Here is a 23,484-nt window from a genome sequence, read left to right as displayed (position 1 = left end):
GGGTTCCGGGGCGGCTCGGGGCCGCCGGGCACCGGGGTACGCTTGAGAGTCGCCCCCCTGCCCGCTCACGAAGGTTCGAGATGTCTGCTGCCGAGTCTGTCTTCCCGCAGCTCGAAGCCCTGCTCCCGCACGTGCAGAAGCCGATCCAGTACGTCGGCGGAGAGCTGAACTCCACGGTCAAGCCCTGGGACGAGTGCGACGTCCGCTGGGCGCTGATGTACCCGGACGCGTACGAGGTCGGTCTGCCCAACCAGGGCGTCATGATCCTCTACGAGGTACTGAACGAGCGCGAGGGCGTCCTCGCCGAGCGCACCTACAGCGTGTGGCCGGACCTCGAAGAGCTGATGCGCGAGCACCGGGTCCCGCAGTTCACGGTCGACAGCCACCGCCCCGTGGGCGCCTTCGACGTGTTCGGCCTGTCCTTCTCCACGGAGCTGGGCTACACCAACATGCTCACCGCGCTCGACCTCGCGGGCATCCCGCTGGAGGCGAAGGACCGGACCGTCGACCACCCGATCGTGCTCGCCGGAGGCCACGCCGCCTTCAACCCCGAGCCGATCGCGGACTTCATCGACGCGGCGGTCATCGGCGACGGCGAGCAGGCCGTCCTCGACATGACCGAGATCATCCGCGCCTGGAAGGCGGAGGGCAGGCCGGGCGGCCGCGAGGAGGTCCTCTTCCGCCTCGCGAAGACCGGGAACGTCTACATCCCGCGCTTCTACGACGTCGAGTACCTGCCGGACGGGCGCATCGGCCGCGTCGTGCCCAACCGGTCCGGCGTGCCGTGGCGCGTCTCCAAGCACACCGTCATGGATCTCGACGAGTGGCCGTACCCCAAGCAGCCCCTCGTCCCGCTCGCGGAGACCGTCCACGAGCGCATGTCCGTCGAGATCTTCCGCGGCTGCACCCGCGGCTGCCGCTTCTGCCAGGCCGGCATGATCACGCGCCCCGTGCGGGAGCGAAGCATCACCGGCATCGGCGAGATGGTCGAGAAGGGCCTCAAGGCGACGGGCTTCGAGGAGGTCGGCCTCCTCTCCCTCTCCTCCGCGGACCACAGCGAGATCGGCGACATCGCGAAGGGCCTCGCGGACCGCTACACCGAGGACAAGGTGGGCCTGTCCCTCCCCTCGACCCGCGTGGACGCCTTCAACGTCGACCTGGCCAACGAGCTGACCAGGAACGGACGCCGCTCCGGCCTCACCTTCGCCCCCGAGGGCGGCTCCGAGCGCATGCGCAAGGTCATCAACAAGATGGTCTCGGAGGAGGACCTGATCCGGACCGTCTCCACCGCGTACGGCAACGGCTGGCGCCAGGTGAAGCTGTACTTCATGTGCGGCCTGCCGACGGAGACCGACGAGGACGTCCTCCAGATCGCCGACATGGCGATGAACGTGATCGCCGAGGGCCGCAAGGTCTCCGGCCAGAACGACATCCGCTGCACCGTCTCCATCGGCGGCTTCGTGCCCAAGCCGCACACCCCCTTCCAGTGGGCCCCGCAGCTCTCGGCCGAGGAGACGGACGAGCGCCTGCGCAAGCTCCGCGACAAGATCCGCGGCGACAAGAAGTACGGACGCTCGATCGGCTTCCGCTACCACGACGGCAAGCCCGGCATCGTGGAGGGCCTCCTCTCGCGCGGCGACCGGCGCCTCGGCTCCGTCATCCGCGCCGTGTACGAGGACGGCGGCCGCTTCGACGGCTGGCGCGAGCACTTCTCGTACGACCGCTGGATGGCCTGCGCCGAGAAGACGCTCCCCGAGTACGGCGTGGACGTCGCCTGGTACACCACCCGCGAGCGCACCTACGAGGAGGTCCTGCCCTGGGACCACCTGGACTCCGGCCTCGACAAGGACTGGCTCTGGGAGGACTGGCAGGACGCCCTCGACGAGACCGAGGTCGAGGACTGCCGCTGGACGCCGTGCTTCGACTGCGGCGTGTGCCCGCAGATGGACACGCACATCCAGATCGGCCCGACCGGCAAGAAGCTGCTGCCGCTGACGGTCGTCAAGTAGGTCCCCCGGACGACGGCCCGGCGGAGGGGTGAACCCTCCGCCGGGCCGTCGCGTCATGTTCGGCATGAGCATGGAACACCCGACGCCACCTGCGCTGATCCGCATCCCGGTCCGGATCGTCGTGCTCGTCGCCGTCCTGCCGGTCCGCATCGCCTGGGACGCCCTCACCGCCGGGGGCCGCCTGCTCGACCGGGCCCTGCTCCGCCCGGCGGGCCGCGGCCTGGAGTGGTTCTTCGACCACGCGGTGGCCCTCCCGGCCCGGTGGCTGTACCGGTGGCTCCTCGCGCCGGCGGGCCGGGGGATCGCGATCGGGGCCGGGTGGCTGGGCACGGCCCTGATGTGGCTGCTCAAGGCGGTGCTCGTGTGGCCGTGGGTGGCGCTGTGGCGGTACGTGGTCGTGCCGGTCGCCCGGTACGGGATCGCCGTTCCGGCCGTGTGGCTGTACCGCCGGGTGCTCTCCCCACTCGGCACCTGCTGCTTCTTCCTCCTGGAGAAGCTGGTCCTCGTCCCGCTCGCCGCGCTCTTCCGGTACGTCCTGGTCCCCCTGCTCCGGTACGGGGTCGCCGTCCCCGCCGTCTGGCTCGACCGGTATGTGCTCACCCCGCTGGGGCAGGGCCTGGGGCGGCTCTTCCGGCAGGTCGGCCGGGGGCTCGGCTGGTTCCTGCCCCGGCTGGGCCTCGCGCTGTTCGTGTGGCCGTGGGTCGGGCTCTGGCGGTACGTGGTCGTGCCCGTCGTCCGGTACGGGATCGTCCTCCCCGTCGGCCGGCTCTGGAACCGGGTCCTCGTGCCCGTCGGCCGGGAGGTGCGGGACGCGCTCGGCCTGTGCTGGCGGGTCGCCGGGTTCGTGTCGCGGGCCGTCGGGCGCGGGCTCAAGTGGCTCGCGTGGAACCTGCTCGGACGGCCGCTGGTCCACGTCTGGCACGGGCTCCGGTGGTGCGGCCGCAACCTCGTCGCGCGGCCCGCCGCCCGGGTCTGGAACTCCGTCCTCCGGCCCGCCGGGCACTGGGTCCGCGACGCCCTCTGGGCCCCGGCCCGCCGCGCCGCCGTCGAGGCGGGACGCGCCGCGAAGGACGCGCTCTCCTCCGCCCGCGCCACCGTCCGGGAGGCCCGCCGCGACGCCTGGCGCGCCCTCGTCGGCGCGGCCCGGCCGGTCGAGCCCCGGGAACCGGGGGCGGCCCGGGCGCGTACTCTGGGTAGTACAACGAACGTCTCCGGCGCGGTGCCCGCCCCCGAGATCTCCCTGCGGAAGCGGGGGTGAACCGGGCGGACCCCCCGAGGCGACCCGCACAGCTCGTGGGCGGCGCACACCCGCGCCGCCCCGCACCGAGGAGAAGAACCACTGGGCAAGCGACAGCCCGAAGGCCCGCCGCCCGCACCGGCGGTGCAGCGCATCCGACTGCGCTACACCAAGCGCGGCCGCCTCCGGTTCACCAGCCACCGCGACTTCCAGCGCGCCTTCGAGCGCGCCCTGCGCCGCGCCGAGGTGCCCATGGCGTACTCGGCCGGCTTCACCCCCCACCCCAAGGTGTCGTACGCCAACGCCGCCCCGACCGGCACGGGCTCCGAGGCCGAGTACCTGGAGATCGCCCTCACCGAGGCGCGCGACCCGGAGACCCTGCGGGCCCTGCTCGACGAGTCCCTGCCGACCGGCCTCGACATCACCGACGCCGTCGAGGCCCGCACCTCGGGCCTCGCCGACCGGCTCACCGCCTCCGTCTGGGAGCTGCGCCTCGAAGGCGTCGCCCCCGAGGACGCGGAGAAGGCCGTCGAGGCGTTTCTCGCGGCCGAGACCGTGGAAGTACAGCGCAAGACCAAGAACGGCGTCCGCACCTTCGACACCCGTTCCGCGGTCACCGAGCTGACGGCCGTCCGTCCCCAGGGCGACCCCCGGGAAGATGGGCCGCTGGACAGCGCCTGTGCGATACTGCGGCTGGTTGTTCGGCACGTGACACCTGCCGTACGACCCGACGACGTCCTGTCCGGTCTCCGAGCTGTGGCCGACCTGGCGCCGCCGGTCCCCGCCGCGGTGACCAGGCTGGCGCAGGGGCTCTTCGACGAGGAGTCCGGCACGGTGACCGACCCGCTCGCGCCCGACCGCGAGGCAGTCACGGCCGCTTCACCCACGGCCGCCGCGACCGCCCCGGCGACGGCGCCGGGTACGGACACCGCGTAGGGAGCGGTCGTCGCAGCGCAGCCCTGGTACTCGGGAGCCACCTGGGTCGGGCCGCGCACTGACCAGGAGACTTTCGCCAGGCCGTCCGCACAGGGCGTACGGAACCGGCGAGCCAGACATACAGCTCCCGTGCGGCGCCCGCGCCCCGGACGGCGGCACCTCGCCCCAGGCGTGACCGTGCCGCCGGACCGGAACCAGGCGCGGCGCCCGGGAGCGTGACGGGAGAACCCCGCATGCCCGAGTCCAACGAAGACATCACTGCCCCCGGTGACAAGCTGCCGCCGCGCCGCAGGCGCCGCGCCGCCTCCCGCCCCGCCGGCCCGCCGGTGACGGGCGAGGCCGCCGAGATCACCGGCACCACCGAGGCCCCGGCCGCCGACACGCCGGAGCCCGCCGCGGCCCCCGCTCCGGTCGAGGCCGAGACCGAAGCCCCCGCGCCGCGCACCCGCCGCCGCGCCACCCGCAAGGCCACGGCCCCGGCCGGTGCGCCCGCCGCCGAGGAGACCGCCGCGCCGGTCGCGGAGACCGCGCCCGAGACCGCCGAGGAGGCCCCCGAGGCCGCTCCGGCGCGCCCGGCCCGTCGCCGCGCCACCCGAAAGGCCACCGCTCCGGCGACCTCCCCGGCCCCGGCCGACGAGACCCCCGCCGACGAGACCCCGGCGCCCGAGGCCGCCGCCGAGCCGGTCGCGGAGGCCGCTCCGGTCGAGGCCGAGACCGAGGCCGCCCCGCCGGCCCGTACCCGCCGCCGTGCCACTCGTAAGGCCACCGCTCCGGCCGGTGCGCCCGCCGCCGCCGAGGAGGCCCCCGCGCCGGTCGCCGAGACCGCCCCCGAGGCCGCCCCGGTCGAGGCCGAGGCCGAAGCCCCCGCGCCGCGCACCCGCCGCCGCGCCACCCGCAAGGCCGCCGCCCCGGCCGGTGCCCCCGAGCCCGCCGCCGAGCCGCAGGCCACCGAGGCTCCGGCCGCCGAGACGCCCGCCGCCGGCGAGTCGCTGCCCGAGGCCGCCGTCGCGCAGATCGCCGCCGACGAGGCCGAGGTCGCCGCCGCCGAGACCGCCGCCACGCGTGGCCGTGGCCGCCGCCGCGTCACCTCGCCGCAGTTCACCTCCGAGCCGGCCCCGGCCCGCGAGCCGCGCCGCGCCGCGCGCCCGGCCGTCGCCGTCTTCCAGGCCCCGGTCTTCGCCGAGCCGATGTTCCAGACGCCGGAGACGGCCGCCGCGGCCGCCGCCGCCGCGCCCGTGGAGCCGGAGGACGACGAGGTCGAGGAGGTCGAGGAGACCGTCGAGACGGTCGAGGCCGCCGCGCCCGAGGAGACCGTCGAGCGGGCCGAGTCCGGTTCCCGCCGCCGTCGCCGCCGCCGCGGCGAGCCCGTCGCCGTCGAGCCCGTTCCGGCCACCGTCGCCGACGAGCCCGAGGTCGAGGCCGCCGCCGACGCGCTGGAAGAGGCCGAGGAGGCCGAGGAGACGGACGAGTACGAGGACCGTCCCTCCCGTCGCCGTCGCCGCGGCGGCCGCCGCCGCCGCCGCGGGGAGCTCACCGAGGTCGAGGAGACCGAGGAGGGCGAGGAGCCGCACGCCGAGGACGAGTCCGAGGAGTCCGAGGACGGCGAGGAGGAGACCGAGGAGGCCGAGGGCCTCACCGGCGGCTCCAGCAGCTCCCGCCGCCGTCGCCGTCGCCGCCGTCGCAGCGGGGACGCCGCCGCCGACGCCGAGACGGGCGACGAGGACGGCGTCCGTACGGTCGTCAAGGTCCGCGAGCCCCGCCCGGCCCGCGAGAAGACCGAGCCCGGCACCGGCGCCGACGAGGTCCAGTCCATCAAGGGCTCGACCCGCCTGGAGGCCAAGAAGCAGCGCCGCCGGGAAGGCCGCGAGCAGGGCCGCCGCCGCGTCCCGATCATCACCGAGGCCGAGTTCCTCGCCCGCCGCGAGGCCGTCGAGCGCGTCATGGTCGTCCGCCAGAACGGCGAGCGCACCCAGATCGGCGTCCTGGAAGACAACGTGCTCGTCGAGCACTACGTCAACAAGGAGCAGGCCACCTCGTACGTCGGCAACGTCTACCTGGGCAAGGTCCAGAACGTCCTGCCGTCCATGGAGGCCGCCTTCGTCGACATCGGCAAGGGCCGCAACGCCGTCCTGTACGCCGGCGAGGTCAACTTCGAGGCGCTCGGCATGGGCCACGGCCCCCGCCGCATCGAGTCCGCCCTCAAGTCCGGCCAGTCGGTCCTCGTCCAGGTCACCAAGGACCCGATCGGCCACAAGGGCGCCCGCCTGACCAGCCAGGTCTCCCTGCCCGGCCGCTACCTCGTGTACGTGCCCGAGGGTTCGATGACCGGCATCAGCCGCAAGCTCCCCGACACCGAGCGCGCGCGCCTGAAGACCATCCTCAAGAAGATCGTCCCCGAGGACGCGGGCGTCATCGTGCGCACCGCCGCCGAGGGCGCGAGCGAGGACGAGCTGCGCCGCGACGTCGAGCGCCTGCAGGCGCAGTGGGAGGACATCCAGAAGAAGGCGAAGAGCGGCAACGCCCCGACGCTGCTCTACGGCGAGCCGGACATGACCGTCCGGGTCGTCCGCGACATCTTCAACGAGGACTTCTCCAAGGTCATCGTCAGCGGCGACGACGCGTGGGAGACCATCCACGGGTACGTCGGCCACGTCGCCCCGGACCTGACCGACCGCCTGTCCAAGTGGACGAGCGAGGTCGACGTCTTCGCGACGTACCGGATCGACGAGCAGCTGATGAAGGCGCTCGACCGCAAGGTCTGGCTGCCGTCCGGCGGCTCGCTGGTGATCGACAAGACCGAGGCGATGATCGTCGTCGACGTCAACACCGGCAAGTTCACCGGCCAGGGCGGCAACCTGGAGGAGACCGTCACCAGGAACAACCTGGAGGCGGCCGAGGAGATCGTGCGCCAGCTGCGGCTGCGCGACCTCGGCGGCATCGTCGTCATCGACTTCATCGACATGGTCCTGGAGTCCAACCGCGACCTGGTGCTGCGCCGCCTCCTGGAGTGCCTGGGCCGGGACCGGACCAAGCACCAGGTGGCCGAGGTCACCTCGCTGGGCCTGGTCCAGATGACCCGCAAGCGGGTCGGCCAGGGCCTCCTGGAGTCCTTCTCCGAGACCTGCGTCCACTGCAACGGGCGCGGCGTCATCGTCCACATGGAGCAGCCGACCACCCCCGGCGGCGGTGGCGGCGGCAAGCGCGCGAAGAAGCGCGGCCGTGGCGGCGACGGGCACGTCCACGAGCACGAGCACGCCGAGGCCGTGGAGACCGGTGCCGAGGACGCGGCCCACGAGGTCGAGACCGAGGCCGAGGTCGCGGCGGAGCTGGCCGCCCCGGTGGCCGTGCCGGTGCCGATCGCCCCGGACGAGGAGCTGTACGGCTCCGTCGCCGAGGCGGAGGCGGCCGCCACGCGCGGCCGTGGCCGCCGTCGCGCGACCCGCAGGGTGACCGCCCCGGTCGCCTCGACGCCGGTCGCTCCGACGCCGGTCGCCCCGGCTCCCGTCGTGGAGACCGTGACCGAGGCCGAGCCCGTCGTGGCGGAGCCGGTGGCCGAGCCGGCCGCCGGGCCCGAGGCCGTCGAGCCCGAGGCCGCCCCCGTGGCGGAGACCGTGGCCGAGGCCGTGGTCGAGGAGCCCGCCGCCCCGGCCCCGCGCGGCCGTCGCCGTGCCACCCGCCGGGCGACCTCCCCGGTCGTCTCGACCACGGAGCCGGCCGAGCCGGTCACCGTCGTGGAGACGGTGACCGAGGCCGAGGCCGACGTGACTCCCGTCGCGGAGCCGGAGCCGGAGCCCGAGGCCGTCGCGGCCGAGGAGCCCGCCCCGGAGCAGCCCGCCGTCGAGGAGGCCCCCGTGGCCGCCCCGCCGCGTGCCCGCCGCCGGGTGGTCCGCAAGGCCACCGCCCCCGCCGGTTCGCCCGCGGGCGCCGAGGAAGCCGTCGTCGTGGTCGCCACGGCCCCGGCCGCCGAGGAGCCCGAGGCCGCGGACACCGAGGTCGCGGACGCCGAGGCCGAGCCCGCCCCCGCCAAGAAGACGGCGGCGCGCAAGACCACGGCGAAGAAGGCCACGGCCAAGAAGACCGCCGCCAAGAAGACGGCGGCGACCAAGAAGACCGCGGCGAAGAAGACGACCGCCAAGAAGACCACGGCCAAGAAGGCGGCCGAGAAGACCGCCTCCCCGGCCCAGGACTGACCGGCGGGCACGGGCCGCCCCTCCCTCCGTGCGCGGACGTACGTGGACGTACGCGAAAGCGCGGGGGAGGGGCGGCCCGGGCCGTCCCGGGCGAATTTGACCCCCCGCGTCGGCCGCCCGTAACCTAGACCGTCGGCGCGTCTGTCGGCGCGCCGCGCCTCTGAGCACCTCCCTCCCGCTCGTCGGGAGAGGCCGCTCGTCCGATTCCGGAACGCCGCGGACCCCCGGGTCCGTGCGGGCGGCTGGCGTCAGAGGTTTCATCCCGAGTGAGAGAGAGATCCGCGTGTACGCCATCGTGCGCAGCGGTGGTCGCCAGCACAAGGTTGCTGTCGGCGACATCGTTGAGGTTGACAAGATTTCCACTGCCAAGGTTGGCGACACGGTCGAGCTCTCGACCCTGCTCGTTGTCGACGGCGACGCCGTGACCAGCGACCCGTGGGTCCTGGCCGGCATCAAGGTCGAGGCCGAGGTCGTGGATCACCACAAGGGCGCCAAGATCGACATCCTGCGCTACAAGAACAAGACCGGCTACCGCCGTCGCCAGGGTCACCGCCAGCAGTACACGGCGATCAAGGTCACCGCGATCCCGACGGCCGCGAAGTAAAGAGGGACTGAGCAATGGCACACAAGAAGGGCGCATCGTCCACCCGGAACGGTCGCGACTCCAACGCCCAGCGGCTCGGCGTGAAGCGCTTCGGCGGTCAGGTCGTCAACGCGGGTGAGATCCTGGTCCGCCAGCGTGGCACCCACTTCCACCCCGGCGCGGGCGTCGGCCGTGGCGGCGACGACACGCTGTTCGCCCTGCAGGCCGGTTCGGTGCAGTTCGGCACCCACCGCGGCCGCAAGGTCGTGAACATCGTTCCGGTCGCCTGATCGGATCTTTCGCGGAGGCGGACCTCACTTCCCGGCACGGGAAGCGGGTCCGCCTTTCGCGTGTTACCAGATAGACATTCCTTACGTAACACCCTGGAGGCACCACCATGACCACCTTCGTGGACCGCGTCGAGCTGCACGTCGCCGCGGGTAACGGAGGCCACGGCTGCGCCTCCGTCCATCGGGAGAAGTTCAAGCCGCTCGGCGGGCCCGACGGCGGCAACGGCGGCCGCGGCGGCGACGTGATCCTGGTCGTCGACCAGTCCGTCACCACCCTCCTGGAGTACCACCACTCCCCGCACCGCAAGGCCACCAACGGCAAGCCCGGCGAGGGCGGCAACCGTTCCGGCAAGGACGGCCAGGACCTCGTCCTGACCGTGCCCGACGGCACCGTCGTCCTCGACAAGGCGGGCGAGGTCCTCGCGGACCTGGTCGGCCACGGCACCACGTACGTCGCCGCCCAGGGCGGTCGCGGCGGCCTCGGCAACGCCGCGCTGTCCTCCGCGCGCCGCAAGGCCCCCGGCTTCGCGCTGCTCGGCGAGCCCGGCGACCTCCAGGACATCGTCCTGGAGCTCAAGACCGTCGCCGACGTGGCCCTCGTCGGCTACCCGAGCGCCGGCAAGTCCTCCCTGATCTCCGTCCTGTCGGCCGCCAAGCCGAAGATCGCGGACTACCCCTTCACCACCCTCGTCCCGAACCTGGGCGTCGTCACGGCCGGCTCGACCGTCTACACCATCGCCGACGTCCCGGGCCTGATCCCGGGCGCCAGCCAGGGCCGCGGCCTGGGCCTGGAGTTCCTCCGCCACGTGGAGCGCTGCTCGGTCCTCGTCCACGTCCTGGACACCGCGACCCTGGAGTCCGACCGCGACCCGGTCTCCGACCTCGACGTCATCGAGGAGGAGCTGAAGCAGTACGGCGGCCTGGACGACCGGCCCCGGATCGTCGTCCTCAACAAGATCGACATCCCGGACGGCCAGGACCTCGCGGACATGATCCGCCCGGACCTGGAGGAGCGCGGCTACCGGGTGTTCGAGGTCTCCGCCGTGGCCCGCACCGGTCTGAAGGAGCTCTCCTTCGCCCTCGCCGGCATCGTCGCCGAGGCGCGCGCCGCCAAGCCGAAGGAGGAGGCGACCCGGATCGTCATCCGCCCGAAGGCCGTGGACGACGCGGGCTTCACGGTCACGTACGACGAGGCCGAGGAGGTCTACCGGGTGCGCGGCGAGAAGCCGGAGCGCTGGGTCCGCCAGACCGACTTCAACAACGACGAGGCCGTGGGCTACCTGGCCGACCGCCTCAACCGCCTCGGCGTCGAGGACGCGCTGATGAAGGCGGGCGCCCGCGCGGGCGACGGCGTCGCGATCGGCTCCGAGGAGAACGCGGTCGTCTTCGACTGGGAGCCCAGCATGATGGCCGGCGCCGAGATGCTCGGCCGCCGCGGCGAGGACCACCGCCTGGAGGCCCCGCGCCCGGCGGCGCAGCGGCGCCGGGACCGGGACGCGGAGCGCGACGACGCGCAGCGCGAGTTCGACGAGTTCGACCCGTTCTAGCGGTCCCGGGCCCGCTCCGGCGGGCCCCGGCCCCGGTCTCGTTCCGGCGGTGCCGGCCCCGCTTCCGGCGGGGCCGGGAAGCCCCTCGACCGGCCGGGAGGAGGGGCCCGGGGGCTCCCGTAGGATCCTGCCCGTGAGTACCGTTCCCCCGCCCGAGACCGCGGGCCTGCTCAGCGTCGTCGTCATCGCCTACAACGACGAGGAGCTGGTCGGCGAGGCCATCAGGTCCGCGCTCGACCAGGGGCCCGTGGTGGCCGAGGTCGTGGCGGTCGACGACCGCTCCGGCGACGGCACGGCGGGGGTGCTCGACGAGCTGGCCGCCCTGCACCCCCGGCTGCGGGTGGTGCACCGCGCGGAGAACAGCGGCGGCTGCGGCACCCCGCGCAACGACGGCATCGCGGCCGCCACCGCCCCGTACGTCATGTTCCTCGACAGCGACGACGTCCTGCCGCCCGGCGCCGCCGAGGCCCTGGTCGCCGCCGCGGAGCGGCACCGCGCCCCCGTCGCCGTCGGCGTCTGCGTGCGCCGCGAGCTCCCCGAGGGCAGGGACGTGCGCTGGCAGCCCGCCCTCTACCGGGAACCGGCCGTCCTGGAGACCCCCGAGGAACTGCGCCCCCTCGTCCACGACACCCTCTGCGTCAACAAGGTCTACGACCGCGCCTTCCTCGACGCGCACGGCATCCGCTTCCCCGACGGCCGGTTCGTCTACGAGGACTTCCTCTTCACCGCCCGGGTGTACGCCGCCGCCCCCCGCGTCGCCGTGGTCCCCGACACCGTCTACGTCTGGCACGTGCGCCGGTCCGCCGCCCAGCTGTCGATCTCCCTCGCCCGGCAGGACGTCTCCAACTGGCGGGCCCGGACCGCCGCCCACCGCGCGGCCGTCGAGACCTTCGCGGAGGCGGGACGGACGGACCTCGCCGCCGCCTGCCGCACCAAGTTCCTCGACCACGACCTGCGGATGTACGCCAGGGACCTGCGGCTGCGCGACGCCGACCACCGCGCCGAGTGGTGGGAGGTCACCCGCGAGCACCTGGCCGGCTTCCGGGAGCCGGAGATCGCCGCCGCCGTCGCCCCCGCCCGCTGGGCCGCCCGCTTCCTGCTGGCCGCGAAGGAGCCGTGCGACCTGCTCCGACTGTCACGGTTGTGTGCCAAACCGGGCCGGCTGCTCCCGCCGTACGCCGGCACCCCCGCCGACGCCGTCTGGTCCGAGGACCTGCCGGAGGCCCGCCTCGACGGCATGGACCGGCTGCCGCTCGGCGAACTGCCGCTCGTCGTCGACGCCGTCCTGCGCCCCGGCGACCTGACCCTCACGGCGCGGGACCTGTACGGACGGCTCGCGGAGGCCGTCCCCCGTACCGCCGAGGTCGGGTTCCTGCCGCGCGGCGGGACCGAGCCCGTCCACACCGAACGGATCGACCTGCGGGCCGGGACCGACGGGGACGGGACGGAGCCCCGCTGGACGGGCCGCGCCCCGGTCCGGCTCAACCGGCTGGTCGGCGCCGGACGGCGGCTCGGCCGCCGGGGCGTCCAGCTGTGGGACTTCACCGTGACGGTGACCTGCGCGAACGGCGAGTCGTACACCACCGCGCTCCGGCCGGTGGCCGGAACCCAGCGGCGATCGGTGCTTCCGAGCAGCCGGTACGGTGTACTCCTGGTGCAGCAGTACACGACGGCGAACGGTTCGCTGGCGGTACGGATGGTGTCCGGTGCCCGGGACGGCTTCCGGGTGGTCAGGGCCCGGTTCCGCCGGTTCGTCCGCAGTTCTCAGTGAAAGGTTTGGGCGCTATGACTTATCTGATCACCGGTGGTGCCGGATACATCGGCTCGCACGTGGTCCGCGCCATGACGCAGGCGGGCGAGCGGGTCGTCGTCCTCGACGACCTGTCCACGGGCTACGAGACCCGGGTGCCGGAGGGCGTGCCGCTGGTGGTCGGCTCGACGCTCGACCGCGAGGTCCTGGACCGCACGATCGCCGAGCACGGCGTGACCGGCGTCGTCCACCTCGCCGCCAAGAAGCAGGTCGGCGAGTCCGTCGAACTGCCGCTGCACTACTACCGCGAGAACGTCATCGGCCTCACGGTCCTCCTGGAGGCCGTCGCCGCCGCCGGCGTGCGCAACTTCCTCTTCTCCTCCTCCGCCTCCGTCTACGGCATGCCGGACGTCGACCTCGTCACCGAGGAGACCCCCTGCCTGCCGCTGAGCCCGTACGGCGAGACGAAGCTGGCGGGCGAGTGGCTGGTCCGCGCGGCGGGCGCCGCCCACGGCATCTCCACGGCCTGCCTGCGCTACTTCAACGTGGCCGGCGCGGCGACCCCCGAGCTGGCGGACACCGGGGTCTTCAACCTGGTCCCGATGGTCTTCGAGCGCCTGGACGCGGGGGAGGCCCCGCGGATCTTCGGCGACGACTACGACACCCCCGACGGCACCTGCGTCCGCGACTACATCCACGTCGAGGACCTGGCCGACGCGCACCTCGTCGCCGCCCGCAAGCTCGCGGAGTGGGCCGAGGCGGGCGAGCCGCGCGACCTGACGATCAACATCGGCCGCGGCGAGGGCGTCTCCGTCACCGAGATGGTGGCGCTGATCAACGAGATCACCGGCCACACGACCGAGCCCCTCGTCACCCCGCGCCGCCCCGGCGACCCGGCCCGGGTCGTGGCCTCCGCCGACCGCATCGCCGGCGAGCTGGGCTGGAAGGCCCGCCACGACGTGCGCGACATGATCGAGTCGGCCTGGGCCGGCTGGGTCGCGAACCGCGCCGCCGCCGCCGTCTGACGCCGTACGGGACGCACGCGAAAGGGCCGGGGAGTCGCCTCCCCGGCCCTTTCCCGTACGAAGCCCCGTACGACGGCCTCGCGTCGCGGTCCGTCAGCGCTCCAGGAAGGCGAACAGCGCCTCCCAGCGGTCGGTGATCTCGTCGGCCGAGTACCGCTTCACGTTCTCGAAGGCCGCGTCGCCCATCCGGTCCCGCAGCTCCTTGTCGGAGATCAGCGTGCTGATGTGCCCGCCGAGCTCCGCCGCGTTGCCGAGCCGCGCGAGCAGCCCGTCCTCGCCGTCCCGGATGATCTCCCGGACGCCCGGCGCGCAGTCGAACGCGGCACAGGGCACGCCCGCCGCCATCGCCTCCAGGAGGGTGATCGGGAAGCCCTCGGCACGGGACGCCTGCGCGAACACCGAGGCCCCGGCGAGCGCCCCGAGCACGTCGTTGGTGCGGCCCATCCACTCCACGGACCCGTCGAGGTCCAGCTCGGTGGTCTGCCGCCGCAGGGACTGCTCCTCGTCGCCGGCGCCGTAGATCCGCAGCTTCCAGTCGGGGTGGCGGGAAGCGATCTCGGCCCAGGCGTCGAGCAGCATGTCGACGCCCTTCTCGTGCGAGAGGCGGCCGACGGAGACCACGACCTTCTCCTCGCGCGGCACCGGGGCCGACGGCATGAACGGCAGCGCGTTCGGCATGTGGCCGACGTTGTCCATGCCGGCGCGGATCAACTGGTCCGCGTCGCCCGGGGTGAGGGTGAGGAGCCGGTCGACGTCCCGGTAGTGGCGCTTCACCCGGGCGAGCCGGGAGGACGCGGCGCTGGCCTCGTACGACTCGTGGCTCATGCCGATCACCAGGAGGCCCTTGGTGTCGGCGAGCGCGACCCACTCCATCGCCCACACCTGGGTCACGATCACGACCGCGCCGGGCCGGGCGGCGGCGAAGAGCGCCGACATCCGGTCCGCGCGCTCCCGCATCCCGGCGGCCCGGGCGGCGTGGCGCCGCCGCTCCGCCGCGTTCAGCTTCCCCTTGAGGCCGCGCAGCGGCTTCACCTGCGGCGGGTGGGCGTCGTACAGCGTGGTGGTGTCGTACGGCAGCGGCTCGGGGAACTCGTGCTGCCGCCCGGCCGGGGCGGGGGTGATGCCGATGACGTGCAGCCGGTGGCCGCGGGCGGTGAACTCGCGGGCCATCTGGTGCGTCCAGGTGGTCACGCCGCCCATCTCGTCCACGCTGTTGGAGACGATGAAGATGTCACGGCCGCCGGACGCGGCGGTCTGGTTGGTCACTTCCCGCTCCCGGTGAAGAACTTGGCGACGATCTGTCGGGCCGCGTCGCCCCGGTCGCACTCGCTGAACTCCGCGTTGAACCGCTGGCGGGCCGCCGCGTACTTGGTGTCGGCCTCGTCCTTGAAGTTGGCGATCACTCCGAAGAGTTCCTCCTCCGTGGCCACGACCGGCCCCGGAGCGCGCTCCTTCAGGTCGAAGTAGGTGCCCCGGTTCTCCTTGGCGTACTCGTCGTAGTCGTAGGTGAAGAAGATCATCGGGCGGTCGAGCAGCCCGTAGTCGAACATCACGGACGAGTAGTCGGTGATCAGCCCGTCCGCGAGGGCGAGGAGCGGGGTGATGTCGTGGTGGGAGGAGACGTCGATGACCCGTCCCCGCACCGACGGCGGAAGCGTCACGCTGTTCAGGTAGTGCGTCCTGATCAGCAGCGTGTGGGTCTCGCCGAAGCGCTCGGCGAACTCCTGGACGTCGAACGGGGCCTTGAAGGCGCGCACCTTGCCGCCCGGGGCGGCCCGGAAGGTCGGCGCGTACAGCAGCACCTTCTTCTCCGGGGCGATGCCCAGCTTCGCGGCGAGCTCGCCGCGCTCCCGGACGCCGGTCTCGGCCTCCTTGCGGCGGGTCTCGACCAGTTCGTCGTTGCGCGGGTAGCCGACGGGCAGCAGCACCTCGTCGCGGAGCCGGAAGCCCTTCGCGAGGGTCCGCCGGTCGTGCTCGCCGCGGATCAGGAAGTGGTCGAAGCGGTCCAGGGACTCCTGGAAGGCGGCCTGGGCGGCGAGCCCGCGGGCCTTGGTGTTCGGCTCGTCGAAGCCCATCCGCTTGAGGGCGGTGCCGTGCCAGGTCTGGATGTACGTGGTCCCCGGACGCTTGGCGAGGCGCAGCGGGAAGCCCTGGTTGTCGATCCAGAACTCGGCCTGGGCGAGCGCCCGCAGGTACTGCCAGCTCCAGCGCTTCACGAGGGTGGCGTCCTGGGGGAAGCCGGTCGGCTTCGCGCCCGCGTAGGACCACACGGCCTCGAAGCGGACGCCCTGGCGGCGCATCTCCTCGTAGATCGCCTTGGGGCTGTCGCTGTACTGCTTGCCGAGGTGGCTCTCGAAGACCACGAGGCCCTTGCGGATCGGCAGCTTGCTGTAGAACTCGTGGTAGACGCGCAGCTTGGTCTCGCCCGAGTTCAGGTCCTTCTTGGCCTTCAGGAGGCGGCGCAGGCTCGTCTTCGCCAGCTGGGCGGTCCGCCCGTGCATGGCGCCCTCGATCATCGAGGAGGTGTGCACGGCCGCCCTGCCCTCGGCGGAGAGCACGTAGGAGAGGTTGCCCTTCTTCGTGATCTCGGGGACGAAGCGGTCGGAGACCAGCGTCGTCAGCCGTGGACGGACCTTCAGGGAGCGCGCGTTGTCCAGGGGGGTGCCGCCGACGGAGACCCGGGTGCGCAGCTCCTGGCCGTCGACCGTGAGGACCAGGCGCACGTCCCAGACGGCGTCGATGATGCCGAGCGGGCGCACGGTGCGGGCGACGTCCGCCGTGCCCTCCCACTCGATCCACTGGCCGGCGTGCCGGACCGAGGTCACCGGGATGCGGGCGGTCCTGCCGCCGACGCTGCGGCGGGCCGAGAACTCCAGGGCCGCGCCGAGCTTCGCGTCCGGGGCGATCCGCCCCAGCGGGTTGACGACCCGGCCGGCCAGCCTGACGACGCCGTCGGTGCTCTCGTACGAGGTGAGCCGGTTGCCGAGGGCGAGCGTCGTGAGCGGGCGGGTGTGGAAGCCGCGCGCGGTGACGTCGAGGACCTGGCGGCCCTGCTCGGTGTCCAGGTGCCGGTCGCACCAGTACACCTGCCCGTCGACCTCGGCGAGCGGGGAGGTGAGGCGGCCCGCGTTGGTGAGCGCCTCGGTGGCCGGGAGCAGGTTGTCCCAGTCCTCCTTGCTCAGCAGGTAGGCGCAGATGGCGTGCAGCGGCTGCACCTCCTCGTACGCCCTCGGGTCTATCTCGGCGAGGTAGCCGTTGGCCAGCTCGGCGAACTCGCGCCGGTAGTCCTCGTCGAGCAGCGCCAGGTCGCGGAAGTGCAGGACCAGGTCGTGCTTGAGGAACTTGATGTCCTTGCGGTACTTGAGCTCGTCGTAGCCCTTGCTCTCCAGCAGGGCGTCCACCCGGCGGTGTATCTCCATGCGGTGCACGAAGTTGGCGATCTCGTGGCGCCGGTTGCTGATCGACTTGGCGGCGGCGCTCTCCTGCACGTTCCAGTGGTAGACCGTGTTGGGGATGAGCGTGATCCGGCGCGCGGCGACGTAGGCCTGGGCCGAGAAGAGCAGGTCCTCGTAGTGGATGCCGACCGGGAACTCCAGACCGGACTCCAGGAGGAACTCCCGGCGGTAGCACTTGTTCGTCGACAGGGTGTCGAAGGTCAGCAGGTCCGGCAGCTCGGTGATCGACTCGATCGTCCGGGTCGTGGAGTAGATCCACGGGTACCAGGGGGTGGTCTTCTTGTGGCGGCTGTCCAGGTGCACGCGGACGCAGAGGCCGGAGACGATGTCGGAACCGGTGCTCTCGGCGGCGTCCAGCATGTTGCGGCAGGCGTTGCGTTCGAGGACGTCGTCGCTGTCGAGGAACACGACGTAGTCGCCGGCGCACTGCTGGATGCCGTAGTTGCGGGGAGCGCCGCAGCCGCCGCTGTTCTGCGGCAGCTGGAAGGCCCTCACCCGGTCGGGGTGCGCGGCGGCGAGCGCCTGGGCGACCTCGAAGGTGCTGTCCTTGCTGCAGTCGTCGACGATCACCACTTCGACGCCGTGCAGGGTCTGATCCAGCACCGACCGGACGGCCGTCGGGAGACGCTCTGCGTCGTTGTAGGCGATGACGACCACGGAGACGTCAGGCACTTGCACCTCGATCCATTTGTCTTTCCTCCAGACACACCCAAGCTACCTGGTGTTGCCCGTCCGCTTCTCCGCGCCTTTCGGCGGCGCGGGGCCCGGCGCGTTCCGATCGTGACGGAAGGACCGGGCGCGGGACCATCATCCCCGCGTGTCGGGAGTCGCCCGTACGGGTGTTTCCTCACCGGAGCTCCGCCGTGGCCGCCGGCACCGGCCCGCGCACGGGGAGAGAAGGTACTGCGAACCCTCTCATGACGGGCGGGACGAAGTGACGGGAAACACACCTCGTCAGGGTTCCGGCCGGGGCTGTGGGCCTCCGGCCGGAGGTGGTGGGCCTCCGGCCGGAGCGGCGGGGTCGGTCAGGGGCGGCGGAGCCGGTCCACCTGGTAGTAGCGGGCCGCGCACTGGGCGGCCCAGTCGCGCTCGTACGACGAGGTGAAGAAGGGCTCGGCCAGCCAGCCGATGTTCATGGGCCGGTACGTCGCCTCGGTGGCGCCCTCCGCCACGTCCGCGCGGATCCCGGCGTTCTGGTTGTCCCAGGCGATGGAGCGGTGGACCGTCGTCTTGTTCAGGACGTACACGGGCCGCACCAGGGCGATCGTGCTCCCCAGGGCGAGCGCGCCCACCGCGACCAGCGTGACGGCGCGGGCGGCGGAGCGGCCGGGGGCCGCGGGGCGGCCCGGGGTGAGGAGCAGCCGTCCGAGGCGGTACCCGGCCCACGCGCCGTACGCGCAGAGGACGAGCAGCAGCGGAACGAGGAAGCTGATCCAGGTCCGCGCGTACGTCCAGCCGGACGGCCCGTAGCCGCTGCGCAGGCCGTACGTGACGCCCAGGCTCGCGAGCGCGATCAGCGGCACCGGCAGGAGCGCCAGGAACCACGGCACCCGGCGGCCGGCGGAGCCGTCGTGGTCGCGGGAGGGCCCGGCGGAGGCGAGGCCCAGGCCCAGGAGGGCGCCGACGGCGAAGGCCCCCAGGTACGCCCACTGGTCGGCGACCGTCTGCCAGATGCGCGACCAGTCGTGCAGGATCTCGCCCAGCTCCTCCGCCGTCAGCGGCTTCTGGGTGGTGTTCTGGGCGCGCCGCCACCGGGCGCCGGGGGAGGTGTAGAGGATCACGAGGCCCGTGCCGAGGCCGAGGCAGGCGGCGGTGCACCAGGTGGTGACGTACCAGTCCTTCGTCCGGCCGAAGCGGGGGAGGCAGACGAGTCCGGCGGCGACCGCGAAGATCCCGGCCACCATGGTGAACGGCTCGCTGAGCATGCCGAGCGCCAGGCCGGTCAGGGCCGCCATGACGACGGCGGCCCTCCGGGCCCACGGACGCCCGGAACGGGCTCCCACGACGGCGCCGAGCACCGCCGTGAGGCCGATCAGGCTCGGCAGGGTGTGGGAGATGGTGGTGGGGGCCCAGAGCAGCGTCTGGTACGCGCGCGTGCCCGCGAAGAACAGCAGGGCCTCGAAGAGCGCCACCGCGACCACGAGGGACACGGCACCGGGCCGGGGGAGGCCCAGGGCCCGCAGCGCGGCGCGGGCGAGGAAGAAGAGGACGAGACCGAAGCCCACCACGAGGAAGGCGGGCATCAGCTTCGCCCCCCGCATGTCGTCGAAGTAGACGACACCGGTCAGGAAGGCGTTGGTGACGCGCCCGTTCTGGGTGTTGTAGAAGTCCGCGGTGATGCCCAGGACGCCCATGTCGCGGGCCTTCCAGAGGGCGCACCAGTCGTCCGACGTGGGGCGCACGTAGAGTCCGAGGAAGGCGCCGACGGCGAGTATGGCTCCGGCCCCGAGGGCGACGACGGCCGAGACCCCGTTCAGGGCCCGGGGGAACAATCCGTTCCGGTCGGCGGCGCCGGCTTCCGCCCCGTCTTCCGGGGCTCCCGCCTCACTCTGTCCCGTTGTGGCGATCTTGCTCACCGGGGGTGACTCCTGTGGGCCCTGTGGCATCTCTCAAGGTGACAAATAAGTGAAATGCCACGCGTTTTCAAGGTCTTTACCGCATGCTTTATCGTTGTGGACGACATGCCGACCGGGACGGCCACGCAGGGCGCGCCGGACGGTCATCACCACCTTGTACCGCACGGTGCCGCTTGAAGAAGAGCCCGGTGGTGGCCCCTCAGAGCGTGCTCTCGTCCATCCTTCTGGAGTGACCGTTCCATGACCAAACTCTCCGTCGTCGTCCCCTGTTTCAACGAGGAGGACGTGGTCGAACTCTTCGACGCGCGGATGCGTCAGGTGCTCGACACCCTCGCGGTCGACTACGAGATCTGCTACGTGGACGACGGGAGCTCCGACGGGACGCTGGGCAAGCTGCGCGAGATCGCCTCCCTGCACCCGAACCGCACCCAGTATGCCTCCTTCAGCCGCAACTTCGGCAAGGAAGCGGGCATGCTCGCGGGCCTGAGCAAGGCCGTCGGTGACGCCGTGGTGATCATGGACGCCGACCTCCAGCACCCGCCTGAGCTGCTGGAACGCATGCTGGAGCTCTACCACCAGGGCCACGACCAGGTGATAGCGCGACGTACCCGTGAGGGTGACAAGAAGATCCGCAGCGCCCTCAGCCGCACCTACTACCGGGCCGTCAACCGCTGGGTCGACGTGGAGCTCACCGACGGCGTCGGCGACTTCCGTCTGCTCTCCCGGCCCGCCGTCGACGCGCTGCTCTCGCTCCCCGAGTACAACCGCTTCTCCAAGGGCCTCTTCTCCTGGATCGGCTTCGACACCGTCACCTTCGACTACCGGAACGCCGCGCGCGAGGGCGGCGAGACGAAGTGGAAGTTCAGCTCCCTGGTCAACTACGGCATGGACGGGCTGATCTCCTTCAACAACCGTCCGCTGCGCATGGCCCTCTGGCTCGGCATGATGCTGACCGGCCTCGCCGCCCTGTACGCGGTCTGGGTGGTCGTCAACGCCATCACGCAGGGCGTCGACGCGCCCGGATACGTCACCCTGGTCGCGATCATCGTGGGCCTCGGCGGCGTGCAGATGATGATGCTGGGGCTGATCGGCGAGTACATCGGCCGCATCTACTACGAGACCAAGCGCCGGCCGCACTTCCTCGTCAAGGAGACCCACCGCTCCCTCGGCAGCACGACCGCCGGTCGCACCGTCGCCGACCGCGCGGCCGAGCACCTGCGCGTCGCGACCACCGAGCGGGAGCGCTGATGGGGACGGGCCGGGAGGAGCGGCCCGGCCCGGTCGGGGAGACCGGTCGCGCGGTCGGCGAGGGTTCCGGTTCCGGTTCTGCCGAGGGCGCCGAACCTGCTGGTTCCGCCGGGGGCGCCGGTTCCGCCGGGCGGTCGCCCGCGCTGCGGGCGCGGCTCGCGGAGATCATCCGCTTCGGCCTGGTGGGCGGGGTCAACACCGGCACGTTCTTCGGGTTCTACCTGCTCCTGCACCCGTGGATGCCGTACCTCGCCGCGAACTCCATCGCCTTCGTGCTCAGCATGATCGGCTCCTTCTTCCTCAACACCTACTTCACCTACCGCACCCGCCCCACCTGGAAGAAGTTCGCCCTCTTCCCCCTCGCCAACCTCACCAACTTCGTGGTGCAGAGCACCGGCCTGTTCGTGCTCGTCACCTGGGTCGGAATGGACGAAAGGATCGCGCCACTCGTGGCGGCCGTCGTCGCGATCCCCTTCACCTACCTGATCTCCCAGCGGATCCTGGTGCCCCGCGGCACCGGCGCGGCCACCGCCGCGTCCGGCCCGTCCGGTCCGGGGAGCGAAACGGACGAGCGGCAGCCCTCCCGGCTCGCGTAGATTGCCCTGGCGGCCGCGGCGCGCAGCGCCCGGCGCCACGGGACGGCGAGTGAGGACGACGCAGGTGACGACGCAGGTGACGGGTCAGACGGACAGCGCGAGGCAGTACGTGACGGAGGCCCGCAGGATCGTCGTCAAGGTCGGCTCCTCCTCCCTCACCACCGCCTCCGGGGGGCTCGACGCCGACCGGGTCGACGCCCTCGTGGACGTGCTCGCCAAGGTCCGCAGCGGCGGCGAGAAGGAGATCGTCCTCGTCTCCTCCGGCGCCATCGCCGCGGGCCTCGCCCCGCTCGGCCTCACCCGCCGCCCCAAGGACCTCGCCCGCCAGCAGGCTGCCGCCAGCGTCGGCCAGGGCCTGCTCGTGGCCCGCTACACCGCCTCCTTCGCCCGCTACGGCGTCCGCGTCGGCCAGGTCCTCCTCACCACCGACGACACCAGCCGGCGCGCCCACTACCGCAACGCGTACCGGACCCTCGACCAGCTCCTCACCATGGGCGCGCTGCCCGTCGTCAACGAGAACGACACCGTCGCCACGGACGAGATCCGCTTCGGCGACAACGACCGGCTCGCCGCCCTCGTCGCCCACCTCGTCCGCGCCGACCTGCTCGTGCTGCTCTCCGACGTCGACGGGCTCTACGACGGCGACCCGTCCAAGCCCGGCACGTCGAGGATCGCCGAGGTCAAGGGCCCCGAGGACATCGCCCACGTCGAGATCGGCTCGGCCGGCAAGGCGGGCGTCGGCACCGGCGGCATGGTCACCAAGGTCGAGGCGGCCCGGATCGCCGCCGCCGCTGGCATCCCCGTCGTCCTCACCTCCGCGAGCCGCGCCGCCGACGCCCTCACCGGCCGGGACACCGGCACGTACTTCCACCGCACCGGCCGCCGCTCCGCCGACCGGCTCCTCTGGCTCGCCCACGCCTCCACCCCGCAGGGCTCCCTCACCCTCGACGACGGGGCCGTCCGTGCCGTCGTGGAGGGCAAGAAGTCCCTGCTCGCGGCCGGTGTCGCGACCGTCGAGGGCGACTTCGTGGCCGGTGACCCGGTCGAACTGCGCGACGCCGCCGGCCGGGCCGTCGCCCGCGGCCTCGTCAACTTCGACGCCAAGGAGCTCCCCCGGATGCTCGGGCGCTCCACCCACGAGCTCGCCAGGGAGCTGGGACCGGAGTACGAGCGCGAGGTCGTCCACCGCGACGACCTCGTGGTCATCGCCTGACAGCGCGCCGCCGGCCGATCGCCGTGCCCCGTACGCCATCCGTCGAACGCCTCCGCCGAAACGGCTGAAACTGCGGCCATCCGGAAGGGACGTTCACCAAAACCGCCCCAAGTGCCGCCTCGGACTGGTCAACTTTGTCTCGGGGGTTAAGAGCAAGGCGGGGTACAGCACCACACGCATCACACAGGAGGTCGCCGGTGAGACGAGCGCGCCCAGGGGCGCCGCCCCGTGGGACTGCCGAACGCGCCCTGACCAGCGTCGAGGCCGGAGCCGACTTCGACGCGTCACGGGACAGGCCCACGGACAGGAAGACCGAGACCACCACCGACACGGATGGGGCACGCGAGACACGTGAGGCACGCGCCGAGGAACGGCCCGTGTCCAAGCTCTGGCACATCACCCTCAGCGTGTCGGGCGTGGAGTCGCCGCTGAAGGAGGTGCGCCGGGGGCTCGAACAGCTGGCCCACGACCACCCCTTCCTGCTGACCAGCCGCTACGCCAACGATCACGCCGAGATCCGGTACTGGGAGGAGGCCCGCGACCTGCACGACGCGGCGGCCGTCGCCCTGCGCCTGTGGGGCGAGCACCGGCAGACCGCCAAGCTGCCGCCCTGGGAGATCGTGGGCCTGGAGGTCATCGACCGCGAGACCTACCACCAGCGGATCGCGGAGGGCTACGGCCCGCCGCCCGCCGCCCCGGTCGGCGTCCACCCCTACTGAGGGGCGGGACCCCCGACGGGGACGACCGGAGCACGTCCGGGGGCACGCCCCGGGACGTGCCCGGAAGGGCGTCCAGGGATACGTCTCGGAGTGCGGGATACGTGAGGGAT

The 23,484-nt window shown here is 72.7% G+C and carries 16 protein-coding genes; 13 read left to right on the top strand and 3 right to left on the bottom strand.

Going from position 1 to position 23,484, the window contains the following annotated elements; genetic code table 11:
- Positions 1–80 precede the first annotated feature (80 nt).
- The 9 genes from CP977_RS11665 to galE all read left to right on the top strand — a co-directional run bounded on the left by CP977_RS11665 (position 81) and on the right by galE (position 13,567).
- Positions 81–2,009, top strand: coding sequence for a TIGR03960 family B12-binding radical SAM protein (locus tag CP977_RS11665; RefSeq protein WP_062755700.1), 1,929 nt, complete (start codon positions 81–83; stop codon positions 2,007–2,009).
- Between the two features lie 64 nt (positions 2,010–2,073).
- Entirely contained in the window at positions 2,074–3,267 is a 1,194-nt protein-coding gene (locus tag CP977_RS11660) for a hypothetical protein (RefSeq protein WP_229991654.1), read from the top strand.
- A gap of 123 nt (positions 3,268–3,390) precedes the next feature.
- Entirely contained in the window at positions 3,391–4,182 is a 792-nt protein-coding gene (locus tag CP977_RS11655) for a TIGR03936 family radical SAM-associated protein (protein ID WP_062755706.1), read from the top strand.
- A 233-nt stretch (positions 4,183–4,415) separates the two neighbouring features.
- The gene (locus CP977_RS11650) at positions 4,416–8,372 is read left to right on the top strand and encodes an Rne/Rng family ribonuclease (protein ID WP_152370050.1); all 3,957 of its coding nucleotides are present in this window, start codon (positions 4,416–4,418) and stop codon (positions 8,370–8,372) included.
- A 283-nt stretch (positions 8,373–8,655) separates the two neighbouring features.
- Positions 8,656–8,976 (top strand): 50S ribosomal protein L21, encoded by a 321-nt coding sequence (gene rplU, locus CP977_RS11645; RefSeq protein ID WP_030211179.1) that lies wholly within the window; start codon positions 8,656–8,658, stop codon positions 8,974–8,976.
- Between the two features lie 14 nt (positions 8,977–8,990).
- Complete coding sequence (gene rpmA / locus CP977_RS11640) at positions 8,991–9,245, top strand: 50S ribosomal protein L27 (protein ID WP_010041940.1); 255 nt, start codon at positions 8,991–8,993, stop codon at positions 9,243–9,245.
- Between the two features lie 107 nt (positions 9,246–9,352).
- A complete protein-coding gene (gene obgE / locus CP977_RS11635; protein ID WP_109185938.1) occupies positions 9,353–10,792 on the top strand; it encodes a GTPase ObgE in 1,440 nt (479 codons plus the stop codon).
- A 133-nt stretch (positions 10,793–10,925) separates the two neighbouring features.
- Positions 10,926–12,563, top strand: coding sequence for a glycosyltransferase family 2 protein (locus CP977_RS11630; RefSeq protein WP_183953194.1), 1,638 nt, complete (start codon positions 10,926–10,928; stop codon positions 12,561–12,563).
- A gap of 14 nt (positions 12,564–12,577) precedes the next feature.
- Positions 12,578–13,567 (top strand): UDP-glucose 4-epimerase GalE, encoded by a 990-nt coding sequence (gene galE / locus CP977_RS11625; RefSeq protein ID WP_152370049.1) that lies wholly within the window; start codon positions 12,578–12,580, stop codon positions 13,565–13,567.
- A gap of 93 nt (positions 13,568–13,660) precedes the next feature.
- On the opposite strand, the gene CP977_RS11620 is transcribed toward galE, so the two are convergent.
- From CP977_RS11620 to CP977_RS11610, 3 genes are all read right to left on the bottom strand, one after another.
- The gene (locus CP977_RS11620) at positions 13,661–14,767 is read right to left on the bottom strand and encodes a glycosyltransferase (RefSeq protein WP_109186123.1); all 1,107 of its coding nucleotides are present in this window, start codon (positions 14,765–14,767) and stop codon (positions 13,661–13,663) included.
- Positions 14,768–14,829: 62 nt separating this feature from the next.
- Entirely contained in the window at positions 14,830–17,700 is a 2,871-nt protein-coding gene (locus CP977_RS11615; RefSeq protein WP_062755715.1) for a bifunctional glycosyltransferase/CDP-glycerol:glycerophosphate glycerophosphotransferase, read from the bottom strand.
- A 347-nt stretch (positions 17,701–18,047) separates the two neighbouring features.
- A complete protein-coding gene (locus CP977_RS11610) occupies positions 18,048–19,598 on the bottom strand; it encodes a DUF6056 family protein (protein ID WP_152370048.1) in 1,551 nt (516 codons plus the stop codon).
- Positions 19,599–19,838: 240 nt separating this feature from the next.
- Here CP977_RS11610 and CP977_RS11605 point away from each other — a divergent pair, with 240 nt between their 5' ends.
- From CP977_RS11605 to CP977_RS11590, 4 genes are all read left to right on the top strand, one after another.
- Positions 19,839–20,846 (top strand): glycosyltransferase family 2 protein, encoded by a 1,008-nt coding sequence (locus tag CP977_RS11605; RefSeq protein ID WP_062755721.1) that lies wholly within the window; start codon positions 19,839–19,841, stop codon positions 20,844–20,846.
- The gene (locus tag CP977_RS11600; RefSeq protein WP_152370047.1) at positions 20,846–21,442 is read left to right on the top strand and encodes a GtrA family protein; all 597 of its coding nucleotides are present in this window, start codon (positions 20,846–20,848) and stop codon (positions 21,440–21,442) included. The genes CP977_RS11605 and CP977_RS11600 overlap by 1 nt, the downstream gene beginning before the upstream one ends.
- Positions 21,443–21,551: 109 nt before the next feature.
- Complete coding sequence (gene proB, locus CP977_RS11595; RefSeq protein WP_109186122.1) at positions 21,552–22,655, top strand: glutamate 5-kinase; 1,104 nt, start codon at positions 21,552–21,554, stop codon at positions 22,653–22,655.
- 197 nt (positions 22,656–22,852) lie between these two features.
- Positions 22,853–23,374, top strand: coding sequence for a hypothetical protein (locus CP977_RS11590; protein WP_062755723.1), 522 nt, complete (start codon positions 22,853–22,855; stop codon positions 23,372–23,374).
- Positions 23,375–23,484 lie beyond the last annotated feature (110 nt).

The sequence above is a fragment of the Streptomyces cinereoruber genome, assembly GCF_009299385.1.
Taxonomy (GTDB): Bacteria; Actinomycetota; Actinomycetes; order Streptomycetales; family Streptomycetaceae; genus Streptomyces; species Streptomyces bikiniensis.
The sequence above is the reverse complement of the archived record's forward strand: the minus strand, read 5'-3'. Positions and strand labels throughout refer to the sequence as shown.

Coding starts and splice junctions, on each gene's coding strand:
- CP977_RS11665 (WP_062755700.1), top strand. CDS start 81: ATGTCTGCTGCCGAGTCTGTCTTCCCGCAGCTCGAAGCCCTGCTCCCG.
- CP977_RS11620 (WP_109186123.1), bottom strand. CDS start 14,767: ATGGGCGGCGTGACCACCTGGACGCACCAGATGGCCCGCGAGTTCACC.
- rpmA (WP_010041940.1), top strand. CDS start 8,991: ATGGCACACAAGAAGGGCGCATCGTCCACCCGGAACGGTCGCGACTCC.
- CP977_RS11660 (WP_229991654.1), top strand. CDS start 2,074: ATGAGCATGGAACACCCGACGCCACCTGCGCTGATCCGCATCCCGGTC.
- CP977_RS11600 (WP_152370047.1), top strand. CDS start 20,846: ATGGGGACGGGCCGGGAGGAGCGGCCCGGCCCGGTCGGGGAGACCGGT.
- CP977_RS11605 (WP_062755721.1), top strand. CDS start 19,839: ATGACCAAACTCTCCGTCGTCGTCCCCTGTTTCAACGAGGAGGACGTG.
- galE (WP_152370049.1), top strand. CDS start 12,578: ATGACTTATCTGATCACCGGTGGTGCCGGATACATCGGCTCGCACGTG.
- obgE (WP_109185938.1), top strand. CDS start 9,353: ATGACCACCTTCGTGGACCGCGTCGAGCTGCACGTCGCCGCGGGTAAC.
- CP977_RS11650 (WP_152370050.1), top strand. CDS start 4,416: ATGCCCGAGTCCAACGAAGACATCACTGCCCCCGGTGACAAGCTGCCG.